Annotated in this window: 23 protein-coding genes; all 23 read left to right on the forward strand. The window is 42.8% G+C overall.

The window, feature by feature from the left end; all coding sequences use genetic code 11:
• The first annotated feature begins 7 nt into the window (after positions 1-7).
• The 23 genes from AAGR14_RS02295 to AAGR14_RS02405 all read left to right on the forward strand — a co-directional run bounded on the left by AAGR14_RS02295 (position 8) and on the right by AAGR14_RS02405 (position 20,477).
• Positions 8-235 carry a hypothetical protein gene (locus AAGR14_RS02295; RefSeq protein ID WP_342646980.1) on the forward strand — a complete coding sequence of 76 codons (228 nt, stop codon included), beginning with the start codon at positions 8-10 and terminating at the stop codon, positions 233-235.
• 47 nt (positions 236-282) lie between these two features.
• Complete coding sequence (locus AAGR14_RS02300; RefSeq protein ID WP_342646981.1) at positions 283-1,146, forward strand: substrate-binding domain-containing protein; 864 nt, start codon at positions 283-285, stop codon at positions 1,144-1,146.
• A 31-nt stretch (positions 1,147-1,177) separates the two neighbouring features.
• Entirely contained in the window at positions 1,178-2,887 is a 1,710-nt protein-coding gene (locus tag AAGR14_RS02305) for a tetratricopeptide repeat protein (RefSeq protein WP_342646982.1), read from the forward strand.
• Between the two features lie 83 nt (positions 2,888-2,970).
• On the forward strand, positions 2,971-3,342 hold the full coding sequence (locus AAGR14_RS02310) for an NADH-quinone oxidoreductase subunit A (protein ID WP_342646983.1): 372 nt from the start codon (positions 2,971-2,973) through the stop codon (positions 3,340-3,342).
• A gap of 117 nt (positions 3,343-3,459) precedes the next feature.
• Positions 3,460-4,002, forward strand: a complete 543-nt coding sequence (locus AAGR14_RS02315; protein WP_342646984.1) for an NADH-quinone oxidoreductase subunit B — start codon at positions 3,460-3,462, stop codon at positions 4,000-4,002.
• Positions 4,003-4,506, forward strand: a complete 504-nt coding sequence (locus AAGR14_RS02320) for an NADH-quinone oxidoreductase subunit C (protein WP_342646985.1) — start codon at positions 4,003-4,005, stop codon at positions 4,504-4,506.
• Between the two features lie 3 nt (positions 4,507-4,509).
• Positions 4,510-5,730, forward strand: coding sequence for an NADH-quinone oxidoreductase subunit D (locus AAGR14_RS02325; RefSeq protein WP_342646986.1), 1,221 nt, complete (start codon positions 4,510-4,512; stop codon positions 5,728-5,730).
• On the forward strand, positions 5,723-6,250 hold the full coding sequence (locus AAGR14_RS02330; RefSeq protein ID WP_342646987.1) for an NAD(P)H-dependent oxidoreductase subunit E: 528 nt from the start codon (positions 5,723-5,725) through the stop codon (positions 6,248-6,250). Before AAGR14_RS02325 ends, AAGR14_RS02330 begins: the two co-directional genes overlap by 8 nt.
• Positions 6,250-7,611 carry an NADH-quinone oxidoreductase subunit NuoF gene (gene nuoF, locus AAGR14_RS02335; RefSeq protein ID WP_342646988.1) on the forward strand — a complete coding sequence of 454 codons (1,362 nt, stop codon included), beginning with the start codon at positions 6,250-6,252 and terminating at the stop codon, positions 7,609-7,611. The genes AAGR14_RS02330 and nuoF overlap by 1 nt, the downstream gene beginning before the upstream one ends.
• Positions 7,612-7,637: 26 nt before the next feature.
• The gene (locus tag AAGR14_RS02340; protein WP_342646989.1) at positions 7,638-8,024 is read left to right on the forward strand and encodes a gamma-glutamylcyclotransferase family protein; all 387 of its coding nucleotides are present in this window, start codon (positions 7,638-7,640) and stop codon (positions 8,022-8,024) included.
• A 2-nt stretch (positions 8,025-8,026) separates the two neighbouring features.
• Positions 8,027-9,028, forward strand: coding sequence for a 2Fe-2S iron-sulfur cluster-binding protein (locus AAGR14_RS02345; protein WP_342646990.1), 1,002 nt, complete (start codon positions 8,027-8,029; stop codon positions 9,026-9,028).
• Positions 9,028-10,068: an NADH-quinone oxidoreductase subunit NuoH gene (gene nuoH, locus AAGR14_RS02350; protein WP_342646991.1), complete on the forward strand. Its 1,041-nt coding sequence runs from the start codon at positions 9,028-9,030 to the stop codon at positions 10,066-10,068. Before AAGR14_RS02345 ends, nuoH begins: the two co-directional genes overlap by 1 nt.
• Positions 10,069-10,075: 7 nt before the next feature.
• The gene (locus tag AAGR14_RS02355; RefSeq protein ID WP_342646992.1) at positions 10,076-10,573 is read left to right on the forward strand and encodes an NADH-quinone oxidoreductase subunit I; all 498 of its coding nucleotides are present in this window, start codon (positions 10,076-10,078) and stop codon (positions 10,571-10,573) included.
• Between the two features lie 63 nt (positions 10,574-10,636).
• Positions 10,637-11,143, forward strand: a complete 507-nt coding sequence (locus AAGR14_RS02360) for an NADH-quinone oxidoreductase subunit J (protein WP_342646993.1) — start codon at positions 10,637-10,639, stop codon at positions 11,141-11,143.
• Positions 11,144-11,473 (forward strand): NADH-quinone oxidoreductase subunit NuoK, encoded by a 330-nt coding sequence (gene nuoK / locus AAGR14_RS02365; RefSeq protein ID WP_342646994.1) that lies wholly within the window; start codon positions 11,144-11,146, stop codon positions 11,471-11,473. It abuts the gene before it with no gap.
• Positions 11,474-11,592: 119 nt separating this feature from the next.
• Positions 11,593-13,494: an NADH-quinone oxidoreductase subunit L gene (gene nuoL, locus AAGR14_RS02370; protein ID WP_342646995.1), complete on the forward strand. Its 1,902-nt coding sequence runs from the start codon at positions 11,593-11,595 to the stop codon at positions 13,492-13,494.
• A 22-nt stretch (positions 13,495-13,516) separates the two neighbouring features.
• Positions 13,517-14,989 carry an NADH-quinone oxidoreductase subunit M gene (locus AAGR14_RS02375; RefSeq protein ID WP_342646996.1) on the forward strand — a complete coding sequence of 491 codons (1,473 nt, stop codon included), beginning with the start codon at positions 13,517-13,519 and terminating at the stop codon, positions 14,987-14,989.
• A 58-nt stretch (positions 14,990-15,047) separates the two neighbouring features.
• Positions 15,048-16,427 carry an NADH-quinone oxidoreductase subunit N gene (locus tag AAGR14_RS02380; protein ID WP_342646997.1) on the forward strand — a complete coding sequence of 460 codons (1,380 nt, stop codon included), beginning with the start codon at positions 15,048-15,050 and terminating at the stop codon, positions 16,425-16,427.
• Between the two features lie 54 nt (positions 16,428-16,481).
• Positions 16,482-17,126 carry a VTT domain-containing protein gene (locus AAGR14_RS02385; protein WP_342646998.1) on the forward strand — a complete coding sequence of 215 codons (645 nt, stop codon included), beginning with the start codon at positions 16,482-16,484 and terminating at the stop codon, positions 17,124-17,126.
• A gap of 26 nt (positions 17,127-17,152) precedes the next feature.
• Complete coding sequence (locus tag AAGR14_RS02390) at positions 17,153-17,701, forward strand: inorganic diphosphatase (RefSeq protein WP_342646999.1); 549 nt, start codon at positions 17,153-17,155, stop codon at positions 17,699-17,701.
• 3 nt (positions 17,702-17,704) lie between these two features.
• Positions 17,705-19,045: a hemolysin family protein gene (locus AAGR14_RS02395; protein WP_342647000.1), complete on the forward strand. Its 1,341-nt coding sequence runs from the start codon at positions 17,705-17,707 to the stop codon at positions 19,043-19,045.
• Positions 19,046-19,057: 12 nt separating this feature from the next.
• Entirely contained in the window at positions 19,058-19,768 is a 711-nt protein-coding gene (locus AAGR14_RS02400) for a 16S rRNA (uracil(1498)-N(3))-methyltransferase (protein ID WP_342647001.1), read from the forward strand.
• A 49-nt stretch (positions 19,769-19,817) separates the two neighbouring features.
• The gene (locus AAGR14_RS02405) at positions 19,818-20,477 is read left to right on the forward strand and encodes a DUF4159 domain-containing protein (RefSeq protein WP_342647002.1); all 660 of its coding nucleotides are present in this window, start codon (positions 19,818-19,820) and stop codon (positions 20,475-20,477) included.
• The last annotated feature ends 94 nt before the right edge of the window (positions 20,478-20,571 follow it).

Below are 20,571 nucleotides of genomic sequence, written 5' to 3' on the forward strand. Positions count from 1 at the left end.
GTAATTAATGTTAAATTCTGATTCTGATAAACAAAAATCGCCCCTAAGGCGGTTTTTGTTTATTTTAGGGGCAGCCTTCTTTGTGGTTGTTGTCATATTAGGTTTGATGATAATGTTTTGGGATAAGCTTCCACTCCAGTTATCACAAACGCAGCGCTACACCTTTGGAGGGCTGTTTATTTTATACGGTGTATTACGTTTCGTTCGTATTTTCAGAACAGATACAGGTCAATGATTAAATGTTTTAAGTTTACATTTTTTGGGTTAGCTGTAATCATAGCTTTGGCAACCTGCCGCCAGCAACCTACTCTACGTGCAAAAGGCGAAGACACTTTTATAACTGGCAAGGCCCAGTTTTTGGCCGACGAGTCTTTTGAGCCGATACTTGAGCAACAGGCTTACGTATTTAAAGCACTGTACCCTGAAGCCAAACCTCAGTTTATCTATAAGTCGGAAAACGATTTGCTGCGGCTCTTTTTAAACGACAGCATTAGGGTTGCTATCATGTCGCGCGATTTGAAGCCGAATGAATTGCAAATTTTAAAAAACCGAAACCTTGCACCAGCAGTTAATCGTTTTGCAATTGATGCGATTGTGCTTATTGTAAACGAAAAGTCGGCTGACACGTTAATAACGGTTAATCAAATCAAACAGATGCTTAGCGGCAAAATCAACACTGATAAGAACATCGTTTTTGATAACCCTAACTCAAGTTTGGTAAGATATTTGAAAGATTTTTCTGGAAATGAGCTAAAACAGAAAAATATTTATGCACTAAAATCAAATAAAGACGTTATTACTTACGTAAGTGAGCACCCAAACTCTATAGGAATTGTAGGGTTCAGTTGGTTAGACGATCCGGATAAGGATTATGCTGATGCAGTAAGCAAGGTAAAAGTAGTAGGCGTACGAGATGAGAATAATGACAAAGCGCCGACCGAATACTTTAAACCATCACAAGAAACGTTAGCTCTAAAACAATATCCGCTTAGTCGTGGTCTGTATATCCTGGACAGTTCAGGAAAGATGGGTTTAGCAGCAGGTTTTGCTGCTTTTATGAAAAGCGACAAAGGACAACGGATAATTTTGAAATCAGGTTTATTGCCTGATTCTATCCCGCAGAGGGAAATGATTTTGAAAAAGTAACATCTTAACTAAAACTATAAAATTGAGGCACATGACTAATTTGAAAAGTAAAGTAGCTGGAGCAGCCGTAGGCCTGGTATTTATAGGTTCATCAGTTTTTGCGCAGAGTCTTGCCGACGCCAAGAAAGCTATTGACGCCGAACAATATCAGAAAGCTAAGTCGATGCTAAAAAATCTGACAGCTTCTCAACCAACTAAAGACGAGAATTTCTTTTACCTGGGCTGGGTTTATCTTCAAGAAGATTACGCAGATTCTGCCAAGGCAGCTTTTAGCAAAGGTATAGCAGCTAATCCAAAATCAGCATTAAACTATGCAGGTTTAGGTGCGGTTGCAAGGGTTAATAAAGACCAGGCCGGTGCACAAAGTAACTTCAATCAGGCTACTACATTGGCTGGTAAAGACTCTAAACCATATGTATACGTAGGTGAGGCTTACATGCTTGATCCTAACCCGGATGCTAATGCAGCTATTGCTGTTTTAAATAAAGGTATTGCTGTAAATAGCAAAGATCCTGAATTGTTTATTGCTTTAGGTGATGCGTACCGGTCACAGCTAAAAAGTAATGAGGCTTATAAAGCTTATGCAGACGCGCTTAACTTAAATCCAAAATCGGCAGCAGCTAAAGTAGCCACTGGTGTGCTTTGGAGATATGCTAACAACTGGGAAGACTCTGAGAAAGAGTTTAAAGATGCCTTAGCCATTGATCCAAACTTTGGTCCGGCTTACCGCGAGTGGGCTGAAACTGACGTACGCTGGGCACAAAAAGTTCCTGCTCAAGCTTCGGCAAAAATCAACGAATCTGTTGAGCAGTATCGTAAATTCATGAATTTAACTGATAACTCAGTAGAGTCACGTTTACGTTATGCCGACTTTTTATACCAAGCCGGTAAATTTAAAGATTTACAAACCGAGGCAACTACTTTAACACAGGCTAAAAATGCTAATGCAAGAGCTTATCGTTATTTGGGTTACGCCGCATACGAAAACAATGACCCGGCCACTGCTAAAACAGCATTAAATACCTGGTTATCCAAAGCTGATCCTAAACGGGTTATTCCTTATGATTATTATTATTTAGGCCGTATTCAGTTAAAAGACAAAGATACTACTGCTGCGCTCCAGACCTTGGAAAAAACCGTGCAACTGGACAGCACTATGGGTGATTTGTATGCAGACATTGCTAAGATATATTACGCAAAACGTGATTATCAAAAAGCAGGTGATGCTTATCAGAAGTATACTGCTAAGTCAAAAAATGCTAAATTAAACGATTATTTTGCTCAAGGTTTTAGCTACTACTATGCTTATGGTGATCAGCTTTCGAGCAAAGCTACTCCAAAACCAGTAGCTGATACCATGTTATTAGTAAAAGCCGATTCTGCTTTCTCACATATACAAAATGCTTTAACCACGCCTAACCCTACGGTTACGCTTTACAGAGCACGTTTGTACGATTTAAAAGAGAAAGACCGCAACAACATTGTAGGTTATGCCAGGCCTTATTATGAAAAGCTGATTTCAATCTTATCTGCTAAACAGCCAATAGCTGATGCAGACAAAAAGAATTTAGCTGAGGCTTACGCTTACTTAGGTGCTTTTGCCGAATACAAAGAAAAGGACAATGCTAAGGCTACCGAAAATTATACTAAAGCCCGTGAGTATGACCCAACCAACAAACAGGTGCAGTTCTTCTTCCAGAAAAAGAGCGCTCCGGCCAAGTCGACTTCAAAAGGTAAATAAGTTTTAATTATAAAAATAGTATATTGAGGCCGCACAGAAGTGCGGCCTTTTTTGTTATTTAGGGCCGCCAATTATTTTGTATTATGGAAGCACAAAGTTTACCGGTTAACTATTTACCGATAATCATTCAAATGGTAGTAGCCATAGGTTTTGTGGTAACTACAATGTTTTTTACCCACAAATTGGGTCCTAAACGTCAAACCGCCGATAAGTTAACACCTTTTGAGTCGGGTATTGAGGTAGTGGGTAACGCACGTACGCCGGTATCCATTAAGTATTTCCTGGTAGCTATTCTGTTTGTGCTATTTGATGTGGAGGTGATATTTATGTATCCATGGGCTGTGAATTTTAAACAGATGGGTACTGAAGGTCTTATTGAGATGTTCATCTTTATGGGCACGCTGCTTTTAGGGTTTATTTACGTACTTAAAAAAGGCGCACTCGATTGGAATTGAGGTAGTTTAGATTTATTCTAAATATAGCCTTGTCTATATTACACTATGCTTAATGACGTTTATAATAATAAATTTGTAAGCATCCGTATTACGGATAACCAAAGCAATTATTAACCAATGAGTGATGTTCAAATTGTAAACGCCCCACCGGGTGTTGAAGGTTCGGGATTTTTTGCAACTTCATTAGACAAGGCCATTGGCCTGGCTCGTTCGCATTCGTTGTGGCCGCTGCCGTTTGCTACCTCTTGCTGCGGTATTGAGTTTATGGCTACGATGGGGTCGCATTATGATTTGTCGCGTTTTGGCGCAGAGCGCTTGAGCTTTTCTCCGCGTCAGGCGGACTTATTAATGGTCATGGGCACTATATCCAAAAAGATGGCACCGGTTTTACGTCAGGTATATTTACAAATGGCCGAGCCCCGCTGGGTGATGGCTGTAGGTGCCTGCGCGTCAAGCGGCGGTATATTTGATACTTACTCAGTACTGCAAGGTATTGATGAGGTAATACCGGTAGATGTTTATGTGCCTGGTTGCCCGCCGCGTCCGGAAGCAATTATTGATGGTTTTATGAATATTCAAAAACTGGTACAAACAGAATCTTTGCGTCGCAGGGAATCGCCGGAGTACCAGAAACTATTAGCACAATACGGAATCCAGTAAATGGGTACATTAAATAACGAAATACTTTTACAGCAGTTTACCGCACAGTTTGGCGAAAGGGTAAAGTTTGTAGGCGAGCCTTACGGCTTAGTTACTGTTGAAACTGACCGTAATCAAATCATCGACGTTCTTACTTTTTTAAAGAACGATGCGCAGTTACAATTTGTCTATTTAACTGATATTACTGCTATTCATTACCCGGAACAGGAAAATTCCATCGGTGTAATTTACCACTTGCACAGTTTAGTACATAACGTACGCATCCGGCTTAAGGTGTTTTTACCCGAAGGTGATGTACGCATCCCGACCGCTTCGGTATTGTGGAACGGCGCCAACTGGATGGAACGGGAGACGTATGACTTTTTTGGCGTCGATTTTGAAGGGCACCCGAATCTGGTTCGTATCCTCAATGTTGACGACATGACGGTATTTCCGATGCGCAAAGAGTACCCGCTCGAGGATCCTAACCGGGTAGACAAGAAAGATTTTTATTTTGGAAGATAGACTATGCAGAATTTTCCTTCATTAAATACAAATACCGATACTAACTTACAAAGCGAATTGTCGACCCTTAACTTAGGGCCAACGCATCCTGCTACGCATGGAGTTTTCCAAAATGTGTTGCAATTGGATGGTGAACGCATTGTTAGTGGCGTATCTACTATAGGTTATATACATCGGGCTTTTGAAAAAATTTCGGAGCACCGTCCGTTTTATCAAATCACGCCTTTAACCGACCGTTTGAATTATTGCTCGGCACCCATTAACAATATGGGCTGGCACATGACGGTAGAAAAGCTGTTAAACATCACTACACCTAAGCGTGTTGATTACATGCGCGTAATTATTATGGAACTGGCTCGCATTGCCGACCATATTATTTGTAACGGTGTATTGGGTGTAGATACTGGAGCTTTCACCGGCTTTTTATACATGATGGAATATCGTGAAGCCATCTACGAAATTTACGAGGAAGTTTGCGGTTCACGACTGACGACCAACGTTGGGCGTCTGGGCGGCTTTGAGCGTAATTTTAACGAGATTGCTTTTGCCAAAATCAATAAGTTTCTGGCCGATTTTCCGAAAGTGTTAAAAGAGTTTGAATCGCTGTTTAATCGTAACCGGATATTTATTGATCGTACCAGGGGCGTTGCACCGGTTAGTGTTGAGGATGCCCTGAGCTATAGCTGGAGTGGCCCGTTGCTGCGTGCGGCTGGTGTTGATTATGATGTACGCGCCATGAACCCGTACAGCTCTTATGAAGACTTTGATTTTGAAGTGCCTGTAGGTACCAGCGGCGACGTATACGACCGGTATTTGGTTCGTAACGAAGAAATGTGGCAAAGCCTGCGCTTGATACAACAGGCGCTGGATAAGATACAGAAAGAAGATCCGACAATATTTCATGCAGATGTACCGGAATTTTACCTGCCTCCTAAAGAGGAAGTGTACAACAATATGGAAGCGCTGATTTATCACTTTAAAATAGTGATGGGAGAAATACCCACACCGGTTGGCGAAGTATACCATTCGGTAGAAGGTGCTAACGGCGAGTTAGGATTTTATCTGGTTAATGATGGCGGACGTTCGCCTTACCGTCTGCATTTCCGCAGGCCAAGCTTTATCAATTACTCCATGTATGCTGATATGAGCCGTGGCATGTTACTGTCTGATGCGATTATCAACATGAGTAGCTTAAACGTTATTGCAGGAGAGTTAGATGCTTAGAGTAGAAAATGTAACCCACGGACCTGTCGAGTTTTCGGCAGCTTTGCTTAATAAGTTTGCCGATCTTGTAAGCCGCTACCCTGAAGGCAAGCAAAAATCTGCTTTGCTGCCTGCACTTCACGAAACGCAGGCCGAGTTAGGTTGGTTAAGCGTGCCGGCTATGGACAAAGTAGCCGCCTATCTTAAAATTGAGCCTATCGAAGTTTATGAGGTAGCCAGTTTTTATACTATGTACTTTTTGCGGCCGCAAGGCAAGTACATGCTGGAAGTTTGCCGTACTGGCCCATGCTGCTTAGTTGGCGCCGAAAAAATAATGGACCATATTGAACAAACGTTGGGCGTTAAAGAAGGTGACGTTACTGCGGATGGTTTATTTAGCTGGCGTGGGGTAGAATGCCTTGCCGCTTGCGGCTTTGGCCCCGTACTTCAAATTGGCCCTGAGTACACATTTTACGAGAACCTGACTACCGAATCGGTCGACAAGTTAATTAGTGATTTAAAGGCAAAGGCTAACAACTAATGGGACGCAGATTATTACTCGAACATATTAATGTACCCGGCATCAATACTTTTGACGTTTACCGTTCAAAAGGTGGTTATGCCGCGGTTGAAAAGGCCCTGAAAACTCTTACCCCCGACGAGGTGGTCGAAGAGGTTAAAAAATCTGGCTTGCGCGGTCGCGGCGGTGCGGGTTTTCCAACCGGTATGAAGTGGAGCTTTTTGGCTAAGCCCGAAGGTGTGCCGCGCTACCTGGTATGCAACGCCGACGAGTCGGAACCCGGTACGTTTAAAGACCGTTATTTAATGACACACATCCCTCACTTATTAATTGAGGGAATGATTATAGCCAGTTTTGCTTTGGGCGCCAAAACTTCGTACATCTATGTACGGGGCGAGATGATGCCACAAATCCGCATCCTGGAAAAAGCTATAGCCGAAGCGCGTAACGCCGGCTTTTTGGGCAAAAATATCTTAGGTACGGGTTATGATCTGGAATTGTATGTACAGCCCGGTGGCGGCGCTTACATCTGCGGTGAAGAGACGGCGTTAATCGAATCGCTGGAAGGCAAACGTGGTAATCCACGTATCAAGCCCCCGTTCCCGGCTATTGCTGGTTTGTACGGCTGCCCAACGGTAGTAAACAACGTAGAATCTATAGCTGCAACGGTGCCTATCATCCGCGATGGTGGCGATGAGTATGCTAAAATTGGCATTGGCCGCAGTACCGGAACAAAACTGATTTCGGCCTCCGGAAATTTAAACAAGCCAGGTGTGTACGAGATTGAGTTGGGTGTACCTGTAGAAGAATTTATTTATTCGGATGAATATTGTGGTGGTATTGCCAATGGAAAACGCCTGAAAGCTGTAGTGGCTGGTGGTTCATCAGTACCTATTTTACCAGCTAACCTTATATTGAAAACCATTAATAATGAGTCGCGCTTAATGAGCTACGAATCATTGTCAGACGGTGGCTTTGCTACCGGCTCCATGATGGGATCGGGTGGCTTCATTGCTTTTGATGAAGACCAGTGTATTGTGCGTAATACATGGAACTTTGCACGTTTTTATCATCATGAAAGTTGCGGGCAGTGTTCTCCTTGCCGCGAGGGTACAGGCTGGATGGAAAAAGTATTACACCGTTTAGAGCATGGCCACGGCAAACTAAGCGATATGGATTTGCTGGTAGACGTGTCAAAGAAAATAGAAGGAAATACGATTTGTCCGTTGGGCGACGCAGCAGCCTGGCCGGTGGCCAGTGCCATCCGCCACTTCCGCGATGAGTTTGAATGGCATGTGACCAACCCCGCAGAGGCCGTAAGCCGCAATTTCGGACTGGCGCATTATGCCGATCCTTTGAACAAGCCTGAAGAAGTAGTTTAACACAAACACGCTGTTGGGCAAAAGGAATGGAGCACTTGTTTGTTTACGGCACATTGCTTAGCCATTTCAACAACAATGCACTCAATGCGGTAGCGGAGTTGATGCAGTACGAGGGGCAAGGCAAACTAAAAGGAAGAATATTTGATTTAGGCGCTTATCCGGCATTGATAACCTCGGCAGACGAGAAAGATGATGTACAGGGAGAGGTTTACCAACTAGCATCAACCAATAAGGTTCTTGCTACGCTTGATGAATACGAGGGAGATGAATACCGCCGGGAGCTGCATATAGTGCGGTTGGAAGGCGGAAAACAAATCAGGTGTTGGGTATATGTTTATAAGCCCTTGCTTGATAATAATGTTATACAGATTATAGGCGGAGATTATCTGGCTTATATCAGAAATAAAGGCTAATAATGGTTAAAGTAACTATTGACGGAATTAGTATTGATGTTGAACCAGGGACCAGTATTTTAAATGCTGCCCGGCAAATAGGAGGTGATATTGTACCACCTGCCATGTGCTATTACTCTAAATTGGAAGGCAGTGGTGGTAAATGCCGTACTTGTTTGGTAAAGGTAAGCAAGGGTTCTGAAAAAGACCCGCGACCTATGCCCAAATTGGTAGCCTCATGCCGTACTGCGGTAATGGACGGGATGGAAGTGCAAAACATCACATCGCCCGAGGTAAGAGAGGCACGCAAGGGTGTAGTAGAAATGCTGTTGATTAATCACCCGTTAGATTGCCCCGTTTGCGACCAGGCCGGTGAATGCCACCTGCAGGATTTAGGCTTTGAACACGGCGCTGCTAAAACCCGCTATGAGTTTGACCGCCGTACCTTCGAGCGTATTGACATAGGCGACAAGATACAACTGCACATGAACCGTTGTATTTTATGCTACCGCTGCGTGTTCACAGCCGATCAGATTACCAATCAGCGCGTTCACGGTGTATTAAATCGTGGCGATCATGCCGAGATTTCTACTTACATCCACAAAGCTGTTGATAATGATTTTTCGGGTAATGTCATTGATGTGTGCCCGGTAGGAGCATTAACTGATAAAACGTTCCGTTTTAAAAACCGGGTATGGTTTACCAAGCCTGTTGAAGCGCACCGCAATTGCGAACATGAAAAATGTAACGGCAAGGTTACGCTCTGGTACAAAGGCGAGGATGTGTTGCGGGTAACTGCCCGTAAAGATCAGTACGGTGAGGTAGAAGAATTTATCTGTAATACCTGCCGTTTTGATAAAAAGAAAACCAGCGATTGGGTAATTGAAGGCCCGCGTAAGGTGTCTAATCAATCGGTAATCAGCTCTAACCACTACGAAACATTGCATCCGCTGCCGGTAGTTAAAACCAACCCGGTATTGCAGGAAGCTAATAAAGAACAATTTGAACGGGAGACAAGACTGTAATGGAACTAAGTGATTTAATCATAAAACTGGTACTGGTATTAGTCATTTTCGCCATTAGCCTGGTAGTGGCTATGTACTCTACTTATGCTGAGCGTAAAGTGGCCGCATTTCTGCAGGATAGGGTAGGCCCAAACCGCGCCGGCCCGTTTGGTATACTGCAGCCTTTGGCTGATGGTGCCAAAATGTTCATGAAAGAAGAAATCATCCCGACGCGTGCAAGTGGTTTTTTGTTTGTAGTTGGCCCGTCACTCGCTATCATGACGGCTTGTATAGGTTCCGCGGTGATTCCGTGGGGGCCGCAAATGCAAATTGGCTCGCGCGTAATTGATTTGCAGGTTACCGATATTAACGTAGGTATCTTGTATATTTTTGGCGTAGTATCCTTAGGTGTGTATGGCATCATGATTGGTGGCTGGGCATCTAACAATAAATATTCTTTAATGGGTGCCATCCGTGCGGCATCACAAAGTATCAGCTACGAAATTTCGATGGGCTTATCCATCATTGCCCTGTTGATGCTTACGGGTACATTAAGTTTAAAAGAAATTGCCGAGCAACAACATGGCTGGCATTGGAATGTAATCTATCAGCCGCTGGGCTTTTTAATATTTATGGTATGCGCTTTTGCCGAAACTAACCGTAGCCCGTTCGATTTACCTGAGTGCGAAACCGAGCTGGTAGGTGGTTATCATACCGAATATTCATCCATGAAATTGGGTTTTTACCTATTTGCTGAGTATATCAATATGTTTGTATCATCGGCAGTAATGGCTACTTTATATTGGGGCGGTTATAACTATCCGGGTATGGACTGGGTTGCTGCGCATGCGGGGCCAACTATCGCACCTATTGTTGGAGTAATAGTATTATTTGCCAAAATATTTGCTTTCATCTTCTTTTTTATGTGGGTACGCTGGACTATCCCGCGTTTCCGTTATGACCAGTTGATGCACCTGGGCTGGAAAAAATTAATACCGCTGGCTATTGCCAACATTGTATTAACCGGTGTAATTGCTACCTTAATTAAACACTTTGCTTAATCTTGATATGGAACCATTAAGTAACAAGCGAAAACTGATAGAAGTTAAACCTCTCAACTTTTGGGAACGTGCTTACCTGCCTGCAATAGGTCAGGGCTTAAGCATTACGATGAAGCACTTTTTTAAGAAAGATGTTACCATACGTTACCCTGAACAAAAGCGCGAATTTTCTGAAAACTTTCGTGGTTTGCACTCGCTAAAACGTGATGAGGACGGACGCGAGCGCTGTACGGCCTGTGGTTTGTGTGCGCTCTCGTGCCCGGCCGAAGCTATTACTATGACTGCCGCCGAACGCCAGAAAGGTGAAGAAAACCTGTACCGCGAAGAAAAATATGCTGCCGTGTATGAAATTAACATGCTGCGCTGCATTTTTTGCGGTTTGTGCGAAGAAGCCTGTCCCAAAGAAGCTATTTACCTGGATGGCGACATCGTACCGACCGACTTTACGCGAAAAGACTTTATTTATGGTAAAGACAAATTAGTTGAGCCGCCTTTAAACCAATAAAAAGAGTTTACCTTTACCGGCACTAACCTATTGGCCGCTAAAGGTATTTTGTTTCAAAGCCTTATGAGTATATTTTACTTTATTGCATTTCTTTCCATCCTGTTTTCGCTGCTGGTTATATTTGCTAAAAACCCGGTGCATAGTGTTTTATACCTCATTATCACCTTCTTTACGTTTACCATCCATTATATTTTATTGAATGCACAGTTTTTGGCTATCGTAAACTTTATTGTTTACATGGGGGCCATCCTGGTGCTGTTCCTGTTTGTGATGATGATGCTCAACCTGAATAAGGATGCCGAACCCACCAAAAGCATTTATGTGAAAATGATTGGCATCATTGGCGGCGGCTCATTACTGGTTACCTTAATAGCTGCAGTTAAGGGTTTAGCTAAATCTCAGCCGGTTGTATTGCAAAACGTAAATTTGGGTTCGGTGCAAAATTTGGGCAAAGTACTTTTCAGCGAGTTTTTGTTACCCTTCGAAGTATCGTCTATCCTTTTACTATCTGCCATGGTGGGCGCTGTTTTACTGGCCACCCGTGATAATAAACCTAAAGTTGCTGCCTAAATGGAAAGTTTAACCCAAGCTATCAAGATTGTTCCGCTTAATCATTATATCCTGTTAAGCGCTATCATATTTTCAATAGGTGTAATCGGTGTGTTAATTCGTCGCAACGCCATTGTAGTATTTATGTCGGTTGAGCTGATGCTGAATGCCGTTAACCTGTTGCTTACTGTTTTTTCAGTTTACAGCAATGACCCTAACGGGCAGGTGTTTGTGTTTTTTATTATGGCGCTGGCTGCTGCCGAAATTGCTATCGGCCTGGCTATCATCGTCATGATACATCGCAACACCAACTCTATCGACGTAGATATTTTGAACCGTTTAAAGTGGTAAGGGCATTATAGTCATCAATCATTTTATAGCATAATTACAAACAACTGATAATAAACCCAGCAGCAAAAAACTCGTTCATCTGCAACTAAAGTTTCACTGCCGAATACTATAACACAATTATGGATAAATACATCTGGCTTATTCCCTTATTACCTCTAGCAGGTTTTATAATTAACGGATTAGGCCGCAATACTTTACCTAAAAGCCTGATTGGCGGTATCGCTAGTTTAGCGGTTTTCATTCCGTTTTTAATAAGTGTTGGCGTTTTTATGGAAGTAAAAACCACTGAGCATATCACCAAAACGTATTTTGAGTGGATCAAGGTGGGCGATGTAAATATTCCCTTTTCTTTTCTGGTAGACCGTTTAAGTTCTATCATGCTGCTCATCATCACGGGTATTGGGTTTTTAATTCACCTGTATTCTATCGGTTACATGAGTCATGATAACGGTTTCGGTAAGTTTTTCGCTTACTTGAATCTGTTTGTTTTCTTTATGTTGCTGCTGGTGATGGGCGCCAATTACATCATCATGTTTATTGGCTGGGAAGGTGTTGGTTTGTGCTCTTACCTGCTAATCGGTTTCTGGTTTACCAATCCAAGTTATGCTGATGCCGCCAAAAAGGCTTTTGTGATGAACCGCATCGGCGACTTAGGTTTTTTAATCGGTGTATTTATCATTATGAAAACATTTGGCAGCGTTACTTACGCCGATGTTTTTGTCAAGGCAGCAGGTATGCACACCGGCGATACTACACTGGTGCTGATTACGCTGTTACTATTTGTTGGCGCTACCGGTAAATCGGCGCAAATACCTTTGTTTACCTGGCTGCCCGACGCTATGGCTGGCCCAACACCGGTTTCGGCACTCATACACGCAGCAACCATGGTTACTGCCGGTATATACATGATTGCCCGGTCTAACATCTTATTTACGCTTTCGCCATTAACACAGCATGTGATTGCCATTGTGGGTATTGCTACTATATTGCTGGCTGCGCTCATTGCACTTACCCAAACCGACATTAAAAAGGTATTGGCCTACTCTACAGTATCGCAGTTAGGCTACATGTTTTTGGGTTTGGGGGTTGGCGCGTATACCGGCGCATTTTTCCACGTATTAACTCATGCCTTCTTTAAAGCCCTGTTGTTCCTGGGAGCCGGTTCGGTTATCCACGCGGTAAGCGGTGAGCAGAATATGCGCTCGATGGGTGGGCTGAAGGGCAAACTGCCGGTAACGTTTATCACCATGCTCATTGGTACACTGGCTATATCCGGTATTCCGCCTTTTGCCGGCTTCTTTTCTAAAGATGAAATCTTGGCGCATACCTACATGCATAGCCCTATACTTTATGTATTTGGTGTGCTGGGTGCCATGTTTACTTCTTTTTACATGTTTAGGTTAATGTTCCTTACTTTCTGGGGCAAATTCAGAGGCACACACGAGCAGGAACATCACCTGCACGAGTCGCCTCCAAGCATGACAATTCCACTTATTGTTTTAGCTGTGCTGTCAACCGGAGGCGGTTTCATGGGCGTGCCCGAAGCATTAGGCGGTCATCATTGGCTGGAGCAGTGGCTCGAACCTGTGCTAAGCTCTTCAGCTTCGCACACTGGTAAAATGTTTATAGCCCGAAATACCGAATTGATGTTGATGGGCGTATCGGTAGGTGGTGCAGTATTAGCATTGATTTATGCGTACATGAAATATATATCTAAAGCTGAGGTGCCTTTGGCTGATGAGGCAGAGCGCCCGGCATTGGAAAAACTTTCGTTCAATAAATTTTATATCGACGAGATTTATGATGCCATTATTCGCCGACCGTTAGATGCCTTATCGGCGTTCTTTTACAAGGTGGTTGATAAGCTGGGTATTGATGGCATTGTAAACGGTGTGGCACAAAGCCCTATTGAGGCTGGTCGTGGTTTACGCCTGCTGCAAACCGGTAATGTTGGTTTTTATTTGTTGATGATGGTAATCGGCATTATTGCCGTACTACTTTATAGTTTAATAAAATTTTAGTTAAGCGTTTACTGCATATACCATGACGGTTAGTTTTTTACTCTTTTTACCTTTACTGGCAGCCCTGGCGCTTTTGTTTATTAAAAGCAATGCTGTAAAAAACATTGCCCTGCTGTTTTCGCTCGCCGAGTTGGTGCTGGGCGTTTATATGCTCACTCAATATCATCCGGATGGCGGTTTGCAGTTTACTGCTGAGGCCGCCTGGATGCCCAAATTAGGCATTTACTTTACGGCGGCTATAGATGGGATCAACATTATCCCGGTCATTTTGTCGGTATTGTTAGTACCCATTATTATCGCTACCACCTTTAAGCACGAGTACAAAAATGCTTCGGTATTTTATGCGCTCATCCTATTTATGCAGTTTGGATTGCTGTTGGTATTTACGGCTTTGGATGGTTTCTTGTTTTATGTAGGCTGGGAAGTGGCTTTGATACCTATCTACTTCATATGCGGTATGTGGGGCGGCGAAAACCGGGTTAAGGTAACCCTTAAATTTTTCATCTATACTTTTGCCGGTTCGCTGTTTATGTTGCTGGCCTTAATTTACTTGTACCTGCAAACACCTGAGCATACATTTGATATTTTTAAATACTATGCGCTTAATTTAACTACTACGCAGCAGTCGTGGGTATTTGCCGGCTTTTTACTGGCTTTTGCTATCAAGATGCCTATATTCCCGTTGCATACTTGGCAACCTGATACTTATACCGAGGCTCCGGCCGCAGGTAGTATGCTGTTATCGGGCATCATGCTAAAAATGGGTATTTATGGCGCTATCCGCTGGATGATTCCGGTAGCGCCTATTGCATTTTACGAGTGGCAGAACAACCCGCTTTGGCTGGCTATCATCGGTATAGTTTACGCTTCCATCATTGCCTTTAAACAAACAGATGGTAAACGACTGATTGCTTATTCATCCATAGCACACGTTGGTTTAATTGCGGCCGGCTTACTGGCGTGGAACACACAGGGTCTGCAGGGCGCCATGATACAGATGCTAAACCATGGTATTGAGGTAGTAGGTTTGTTTTTTATCTGGGACATCATCAGCCGTCAGTTAAAAACCAGAGACATCAGCCAGTTGGGTGGTATTGCTAAAGTAGCACCGCAGTTTGCTACGGTATTTTTAATTATTGTTTTAGGTTCGGTAGCCTTGCCGCTTACCAACAGTTTTGTGGGTGAGTTCTTGTTGCTAAATGGGGTGTACCGTTATAATATGTGGATGGCCATTGTAGCCGGCTTAACCATTATACTGGGTGCGGTATATATGCTGCGCATGTACAAAAACGTAATGCAGGGCGAAACCAATGCGGTCACTGCCTTATTTACCGATATTACTTTAAGTGAAAAACTGATACTGGGCATTATTTGCGCCTTCATCATCATTATCGGCGTTTACCCTAAACCGGTTTTAGATTTAACTGAGCCGTCGGTAACGCTCCTGATGAACAGTGTTAACCAGAAAATACAAGCTGCGTTACTGCATAAATAGAGCTGGTTTATCAACGCTGCAAATAAATTATAAAGAAGAAAAGATTTTAAGATATACGATGATCACATTAATTATCATAGCTGTATTGCCCATCGTGCTGTTGTACTTAGGTTTATTTAAGGCTAATAAGTTGTTACTGCCGGTTACCATAGTGGGTTTACTGTTGGGTTTAGCATCGGCCGTATACCAATGGAATAATGGTGCCGTGCCTATTTATCACAACATGATGCTATTTGATAATTTTTCAATCGCATTTTCGGCTACGGCTATTGTGTCAACACTACTAATTCTGATGTTGTCTAAAGGTTATTTTGAGCGCATCAGCGAGCACGTAGCCGAGTATTTGGCCATCATCCTGTTCTCGTTGGCTGGTATCATCGTCATGGTGTCTTACTATAACCTTTCGATGCTTTTCATCGGTATCGAAATTATGTCGGTAAGCTTATATATCCTGGCGGGCATTGATAAAAAAAGCTTTGCTTCAAACGAAGCGTCATTAAAATACTTTTTGATGGGGGCTTTTTCTACCGGCTTTTTATTATTTGGTATAACCCTTATTTATGGAGCTACCGGTTCGTTTGACCTTGAGGCTATCCGTGATTGGGCTGTAGCACATCCGCGCGGTATTAACCCATTGTTTCATACAGGTATTGTATTGATGATTATTGGCCTGTGCTTTAAAGTAGGCGCAGCGCCATTCCACTTCTGGACGCCCGATGTTTACGAAGGTTCGCCTACGTTAATTACTGCCTTTATGTCTACTGTAGTTAAAACTGCAGGCTTTGCGGCGTTTCTGCGTTTGTTTGCTATCAGCTTTGCTCCGCTGGCAGATTTCTGGATGCCGACTTTGCTGGTCATCACCGTGCTCACCTTATTTGTCGGTAACCTCACTGCTTTATATCAGCATAGCTTTAAGCGCATGCTGGCCTTTTCGAGCATTTCGCATGCCGGTTATTTGTTGTTCGCAATTGTGGCATTAAGTGCCGGTTCGGCCAATGCAATATTTATTTACGCTACGGCATATTCTGTTGCTTCGATCATTGCCTTTGGCGTATTACTATTGGTACAGCAGCAATTAGGCAGCGACAGCTTTGAGAGCTTTAACGGCTTAAGCAAGCGTAACCCTTTTTTGGCGGCAGTGTTAACCATAGCTATGCTATCGTTAGCTGGTATACCATTAACGGCTGGCTTTATGGGTAAGTTTCTGATGTTTTCGGGCGCTATGTCCCGCTTTCAGATCTGGCTGGTTATTATTGCAGTAATTAATGCTATCATCAGTATATACTATTATTTCAGGGTAATTATCGCGATGTATTTCCACACCGCCGAGCACGACGAACTCAATGTTCCGGCTTATTACCAAATCGTACTGGGTATTTCGGCACTCGCTACGTTAGTTATCGGTATATTTCCGGCACTGATATCAAACCTGATATAATTTGCAGGTGCTACTGCATTTAATTTAATATTTGTAGTTTTACAAATATTGTGAATGGAAAACTTCTGGGAACATCTACAGAACCTGACGGATGCACAATCTATAATTAGTAAAGGAGGCTTTTACCTCTTACTAATTGTGGTGTATGCCGAAACAGGACTGTTCTTCGGGTTCTTTCTACCTGGCGACTATCTCTTGTTTATGGCAGGTTTGCTTTGTGCTACCGGCCTATTAGATGTATCGGTTTATACGCTGGTATCATCACTTATTGTGGCCGGCATATTGGGTAATTATACCGGATACTGGTTTGGCCACCGAACCGGTCCTTTAATGGAAAATCGCAAAGAATCTTTATTCTTTAAAAAACGCTATATTGTAATGGCCGAAGAATTCTATGAGAAATATGGCGGCATGGCGCTTGTTTTAGGTAGATTTTTCCCTATTATCAGAACATTTGCACCTATCTTTGCGGGTGTTGTTAAAGTAGATTTTAAAAAATTTAGTTTATATAATTTTGTAGGCAGTGTTGCCTGGGTGGCAACCTTAACGCTTTCGGGCTTTTTTTTAGGCAGAAAATATCCCGGACTTAAAGATTATTTGCAGTATATTGTAATTGCTTTGATTGTGGTAACCAGCGTGCCGCTGGTTATTGCTTTTTTAAAAAGAAGTAAATTATCAAACAAAACAGACGAACATTAATTTAATAAATATTCATACAAAATTACATGAGTACACAACATCCCTGGCATCAGGTTAGTCCGGGCGAAAACATTCCTGAGATAGTAAATGCTATCATCGAAATTCCTAAAGGGTCAAAAGCTAAATATGAAATTGATAAAGATTCAGGTTTATTAAAGCTTGACCGTGTATTATTTTCTTCAGTAGTATATCCGGCCAATTATGGTTTTATACCTCAAACTTACTGCGACGATAAAGACCCGCTTGATATCTTAGTATTAAGTTCGGTTGATGTTTATCCAATGTCGTTAATTGAAGCTAAAGTTATTGGCGTTATGCACATGATTGATGGCGGTGAGCAAGATGATAAAATTATTGCTGTTGCTAAAAACGACATGTCTATCAATTATGTTAATGATTTAAGTGAGTTGCCTCCGCACGCAATGATCGAGATCAGAAACTTTTTTGAAGATTACAAAAAGCTGGAAGGCAAGAACGTAACCATTGAGCATTTGATGGGTAAGCCTTACGCGCTTAAAGTAATTACAGAAAGTATGGAGTTATACCAGTCAACTTTCTCGGAGTACCAAAGCTAATACATGGGCCCTGATTTAGACATAAACGGTTTTCATATATTCCTGACCATATTTTTGGTTTTGCTGAACGGTTTTTTCGTTGCAGCTGAGTTTGCCATTGTACGGGTTAGGGGATCACAGATTGAAATACAGGCAAAAGCCGGTAGCCGTATGGCTAAAGTTGCCCGTGGTATAATGCATAATTTAGATGGTTACCTGGCTGCTACGCAGCTGGGTATTACCATTGCATCGCTGGGACTCGGTTGGGCCGGCGAGGAAGTGGTTTCTGCGTTAATGCTTAATTTATTTAAGACGTTTGGCGTAGTCATTACTTCAGAATTGGTTGTCAATATCAGCCACGTGGTTGCGTTTATCACCATTACTATATTGCATATTGTATTTGGTGAGTTAGCTCCTAAAACCCTGGCTATCCAGCGTTCGGTACGAACGGCCATGACGGTTTCATACCCGCTGCGTTTCTTTTTTGTGGTGTTCCGGCCTGCTATCTGGTTGCTGAACACCTTTGCTAATTTTATACTTAGCCTATTCGGTGTAAACGCCGTACACGGCGATGAGTCGCACCACAGTTCCGAAGAGTTACAATACTTACTGGAACAGGGAAAGGAAAGCGGCGCGCTTGATTCTAACGAGCACGAACTGATTAAAAATGTGTTTGATTTTAATGAGCGCGTAGTTAAGAATATCATGGTGCCCCGCACCAAAATATCAGGTATCGATATCAGTGCATCGCAAGAAGACCTTTTAGAGTGCCTGATTACCGAAGGTTATTCGCGCATGCCTGTTTATGATGATACAGTTGATAAGATTGTAGGTATTGTACATGCTAAAGATATTTTACACCTGATAGCCCGTAAAACGGAGTTCGAGCTAAAAGATATTATCCGCAAGCCATACTTTATCCCGGAGACCAAAAAAATCAACGATTTGATGGCCGAACTGCAGCTTAAGCGCATACAAATTGCCATTGTATTGGACGAGTTCGGCGGAACTGCCGGTATGGTTACGCTAGAAGATATTGTAGAAGAATTGGTGGGAGAGATACAGGACGAATACGATGAAGAAATTCCAATTGTAGATAAAGTTAACGATCGCGAGTTTATTGTGAGTGCGGTAGCCTCCATCTACGATGTGAACGAAGAATTACCACACGATTTACCTGAAGACGGCGACTTTGATACTGTATCTGGTTGGGTGAGCGAGATTTTTGGTAAAATACCCGAAGTGGGCGAACAGCATGAAGCTAACGGCTACAATGTAACGGTACTCAAAAAGTCTGACCAGAATGTGGAGTCGGTAAAACTCGAGCTGTTATTAAACGAAGAAGACGTCTCCGACATTAACTAACAAAATCTATTTATGCACATCTTTTACACGCCGGATTTATCTGTGGGTGCTGCTTCTTATACCTTAAGTGAAGAAGAAAGCAAGCACTGCATCCGGGTGTTAAGATTGGAAGCCGAAGATACCGTTACTCTGGTTGACGGGAAAGGCGGTTTGTATACGGCTCGCATCACCGATCCGCATCCTAAAAAGACGGTTTTAGCTATTGTTGATGTGCAGCACGAGTACGGCAAGCGCAACCATTACCTCCACATTGCTGTAGCGCCAACCAAAAATATCGAGCGGATAGAGTGGTTTTTAGAAAAAGCTACCGAAATAGGGATCGACGAGGTTTCACTCACTCTATGCCAACGCTCTGAACGTAAAGATGCCAAGATAGAGCGTTTGGATAAAATCATCACATCAGCTGTTAAGCAATCGTTGAAAGCCTATCATCCTGTTTTAAATACCTTGCAGCCGTTTAGCAAGCTGATAAGTATGCCTTTTGACGGACAAAAATTTATTGCGCATTGTTTGCCTGGCGATGATAAGGTAAGTCTGGCATCTCAACTACAAATGGGTAGCCGGTGCCTGGTGCTGATTGGTCCGGAAGGTGACTTTACAGAAAAAGAGATTGCCGACGCTTTGTATCATGGCTTTAAACCCATAACTTTAGGTGATAGCCGCCTGCGTACCGAAACTGCAGCACTCGAAGCCTGTTTTGAAGTAAACTTTCTGAACCGGTAAGTCATTTTAAGTGCAATAGGAGTACTGCAAAGGCGTTTTAATAAAGCTCATGAAATTTAAAACCTTTTGCATTGTTGTTTTAGCGGTTATGCTTTGCAGTTACCAGCAGGTGCCCACCTATACGCTGGCAAGGCTCAAATATAATGGCGGCGGCGACTGGTACGGCGACCGTACAGCATTACCTAACTTGATTAAATTTTGCAATCAAAACCTTAAAACAAACTTTAAGGCAGATGACGAAACAGTAGAGGTGGGCAGCTCCGAATTGTTTAACTATCCGTTCGTATTTATGACGGGGCATGGCAATGTCATCTTCTCTGATTTAGAAGTACGCAATTTGCGCAAATACTTAATTGGAGGTGGGTTTTTGCACATTTGCGATAATTACGGCCTGGATAAATTTATCCGTCCGCAAATGAAAAAGGTATTCCCATACCTTGATTTTGTAGAACTACCCTTGAACCACCCTATTTACCATCAAAAATTTGACTTTCCGAACGGCCTGCCCAAAATACATGAGCACGACAGTAAACGCCCGCAAGGTTTTGGACTAATTTACAAAGGTCGCTTGGTTTGTTTTTATGATGTAGAATGCGATTTGGGTAATGGATGGGAAGATTTAGGCACCTACGCCGGCGACAGTCAGGAAGTAAGGTTAAAGGCGCTCAAAATGGGCGCTAATTTGGTGCAATACTCGCTTACGCAGTAAGTGTTATTTGCTATCTGTAACAATTCCCATGAAGACAACTTAAAAGGTCACTGCATTTGTATTTGCCTATAAATTGCCTAACAATTAAAATGAA

Origin of the sequence: Mucilaginibacter sp. CSA2-8R (assembly GCF_038806765.1) — a bacterium.
GTDB lineage: Bacteria > Bacteroidota > Bacteroidia > Sphingobacteriales > Sphingobacteriaceae > Mucilaginibacter.

What these genes read in the sequence shown, in the direction of transcription:
- AAGR14_RS02295 (WP_342646980.1), top strand. Translation starts at nt 8, where the DNA reads ATGTTAAATTCTGATTCTGATAAACAAAAATCGCCCCTAAGGCGGTTT.
- AAGR14_RS02305 (WP_342646982.1), top strand. Translation starts at nt 1,178, where the DNA reads ATGACTAATTTGAAAAGTAAAGTAGCTGGAGCAGCCGTAGGCCTGGTA.
- AAGR14_RS02310 (WP_342646983.1), top strand. Translation starts at nt 2,971, where the DNA reads ATGGAAGCACAAAGTTTACCGGTTAACTATTTACCGATAATCATTCAA.
- AAGR14_RS02315 (WP_342646984.1), top strand. Translation starts at nt 3,460, where the DNA reads ATGAGTGATGTTCAAATTGTAAACGCCCCACCGGGTGTTGAAGGTTCG.
- AAGR14_RS02320 (WP_342646985.1), top strand. Translation starts at nt 4,003, where the DNA reads ATGGGTACATTAAATAACGAAATACTTTTACAGCAGTTTACCGCACAG.
- AAGR14_RS02325 (WP_342646986.1), top strand. Translation starts at nt 4,510, where the DNA reads ATGCAGAATTTTCCTTCATTAAATACAAATACCGATACTAACTTACAA.
- AAGR14_RS02330 (WP_342646987.1), top strand. Translation starts at nt 5,723, where the DNA reads ATGCTTAGAGTAGAAAATGTAACCCACGGACCTGTCGAGTTTTCGGCA.
- nuoF (WP_342646988.1), top strand. Translation starts at nt 6,250, where the DNA reads ATGGGACGCAGATTATTACTCGAACATATTAATGTACCCGGCATCAAT.
- AAGR14_RS02340 (WP_342646989.1), top strand. Translation starts at nt 7,638, where the DNA reads ATGGAGCACTTGTTTGTTTACGGCACATTGCTTAGCCATTTCAACAAC.
- AAGR14_RS02345 (WP_342646990.1), top strand. Translation starts at nt 8,027, where the DNA reads ATGGTTAAAGTAACTATTGACGGAATTAGTATTGATGTTGAACCAGGG.
- nuoH (WP_342646991.1), top strand. Translation starts at nt 9,028, where the DNA reads ATGGAACTAAGTGATTTAATCATAAAACTGGTACTGGTATTAGTCATT.
- AAGR14_RS02355 (WP_342646992.1), top strand. Translation starts at nt 10,076, where the DNA reads ATGGAACCATTAAGTAACAAGCGAAAACTGATAGAAGTTAAACCTCTC.
- AAGR14_RS02360 (WP_342646993.1), top strand. Translation starts at nt 10,637, where the DNA reads ATGAGTATATTTTACTTTATTGCATTTCTTTCCATCCTGTTTTCGCTG.
- nuoK (WP_342646994.1), top strand. Translation starts at nt 11,144, where the DNA reads ATGGAAAGTTTAACCCAAGCTATCAAGATTGTTCCGCTTAATCATTAT.
- nuoL (WP_342646995.1), top strand. Translation starts at nt 11,593, where the DNA reads ATGGATAAATACATCTGGCTTATTCCCTTATTACCTCTAGCAGGTTTT.
- AAGR14_RS02375 (WP_342646996.1), top strand. Translation starts at nt 13,517, where the DNA reads ATGACGGTTAGTTTTTTACTCTTTTTACCTTTACTGGCAGCCCTGGCG.
- AAGR14_RS02380 (WP_342646997.1), top strand. Translation starts at nt 15,048, where the DNA reads ATGATCACATTAATTATCATAGCTGTATTGCCCATCGTGCTGTTGTAC.
- AAGR14_RS02385 (WP_342646998.1), top strand. Translation starts at nt 16,482, where the DNA reads ATGGAAAACTTCTGGGAACATCTACAGAACCTGACGGATGCACAATCT.
- AAGR14_RS02390 (WP_342646999.1), top strand. Translation starts at nt 17,153, where the DNA reads ATGAGTACACAACATCCCTGGCATCAGGTTAGTCCGGGCGAAAACATT.
- AAGR14_RS02395 (WP_342647000.1), top strand. Translation starts at nt 17,705, where the DNA reads ATGGGCCCTGATTTAGACATAAACGGTTTTCATATATTCCTGACCATA.
- AAGR14_RS02400 (WP_342647001.1), top strand. Translation starts at nt 19,058, where the DNA reads ATGCACATCTTTTACACGCCGGATTTATCTGTGGGTGCTGCTTCTTAT.
- AAGR14_RS02405 (WP_342647002.1), top strand. Translation starts at nt 19,818, where the DNA reads ATGAAATTTAAAACCTTTTGCATTGTTGTTTTAGCGGTTATGCTTTGC.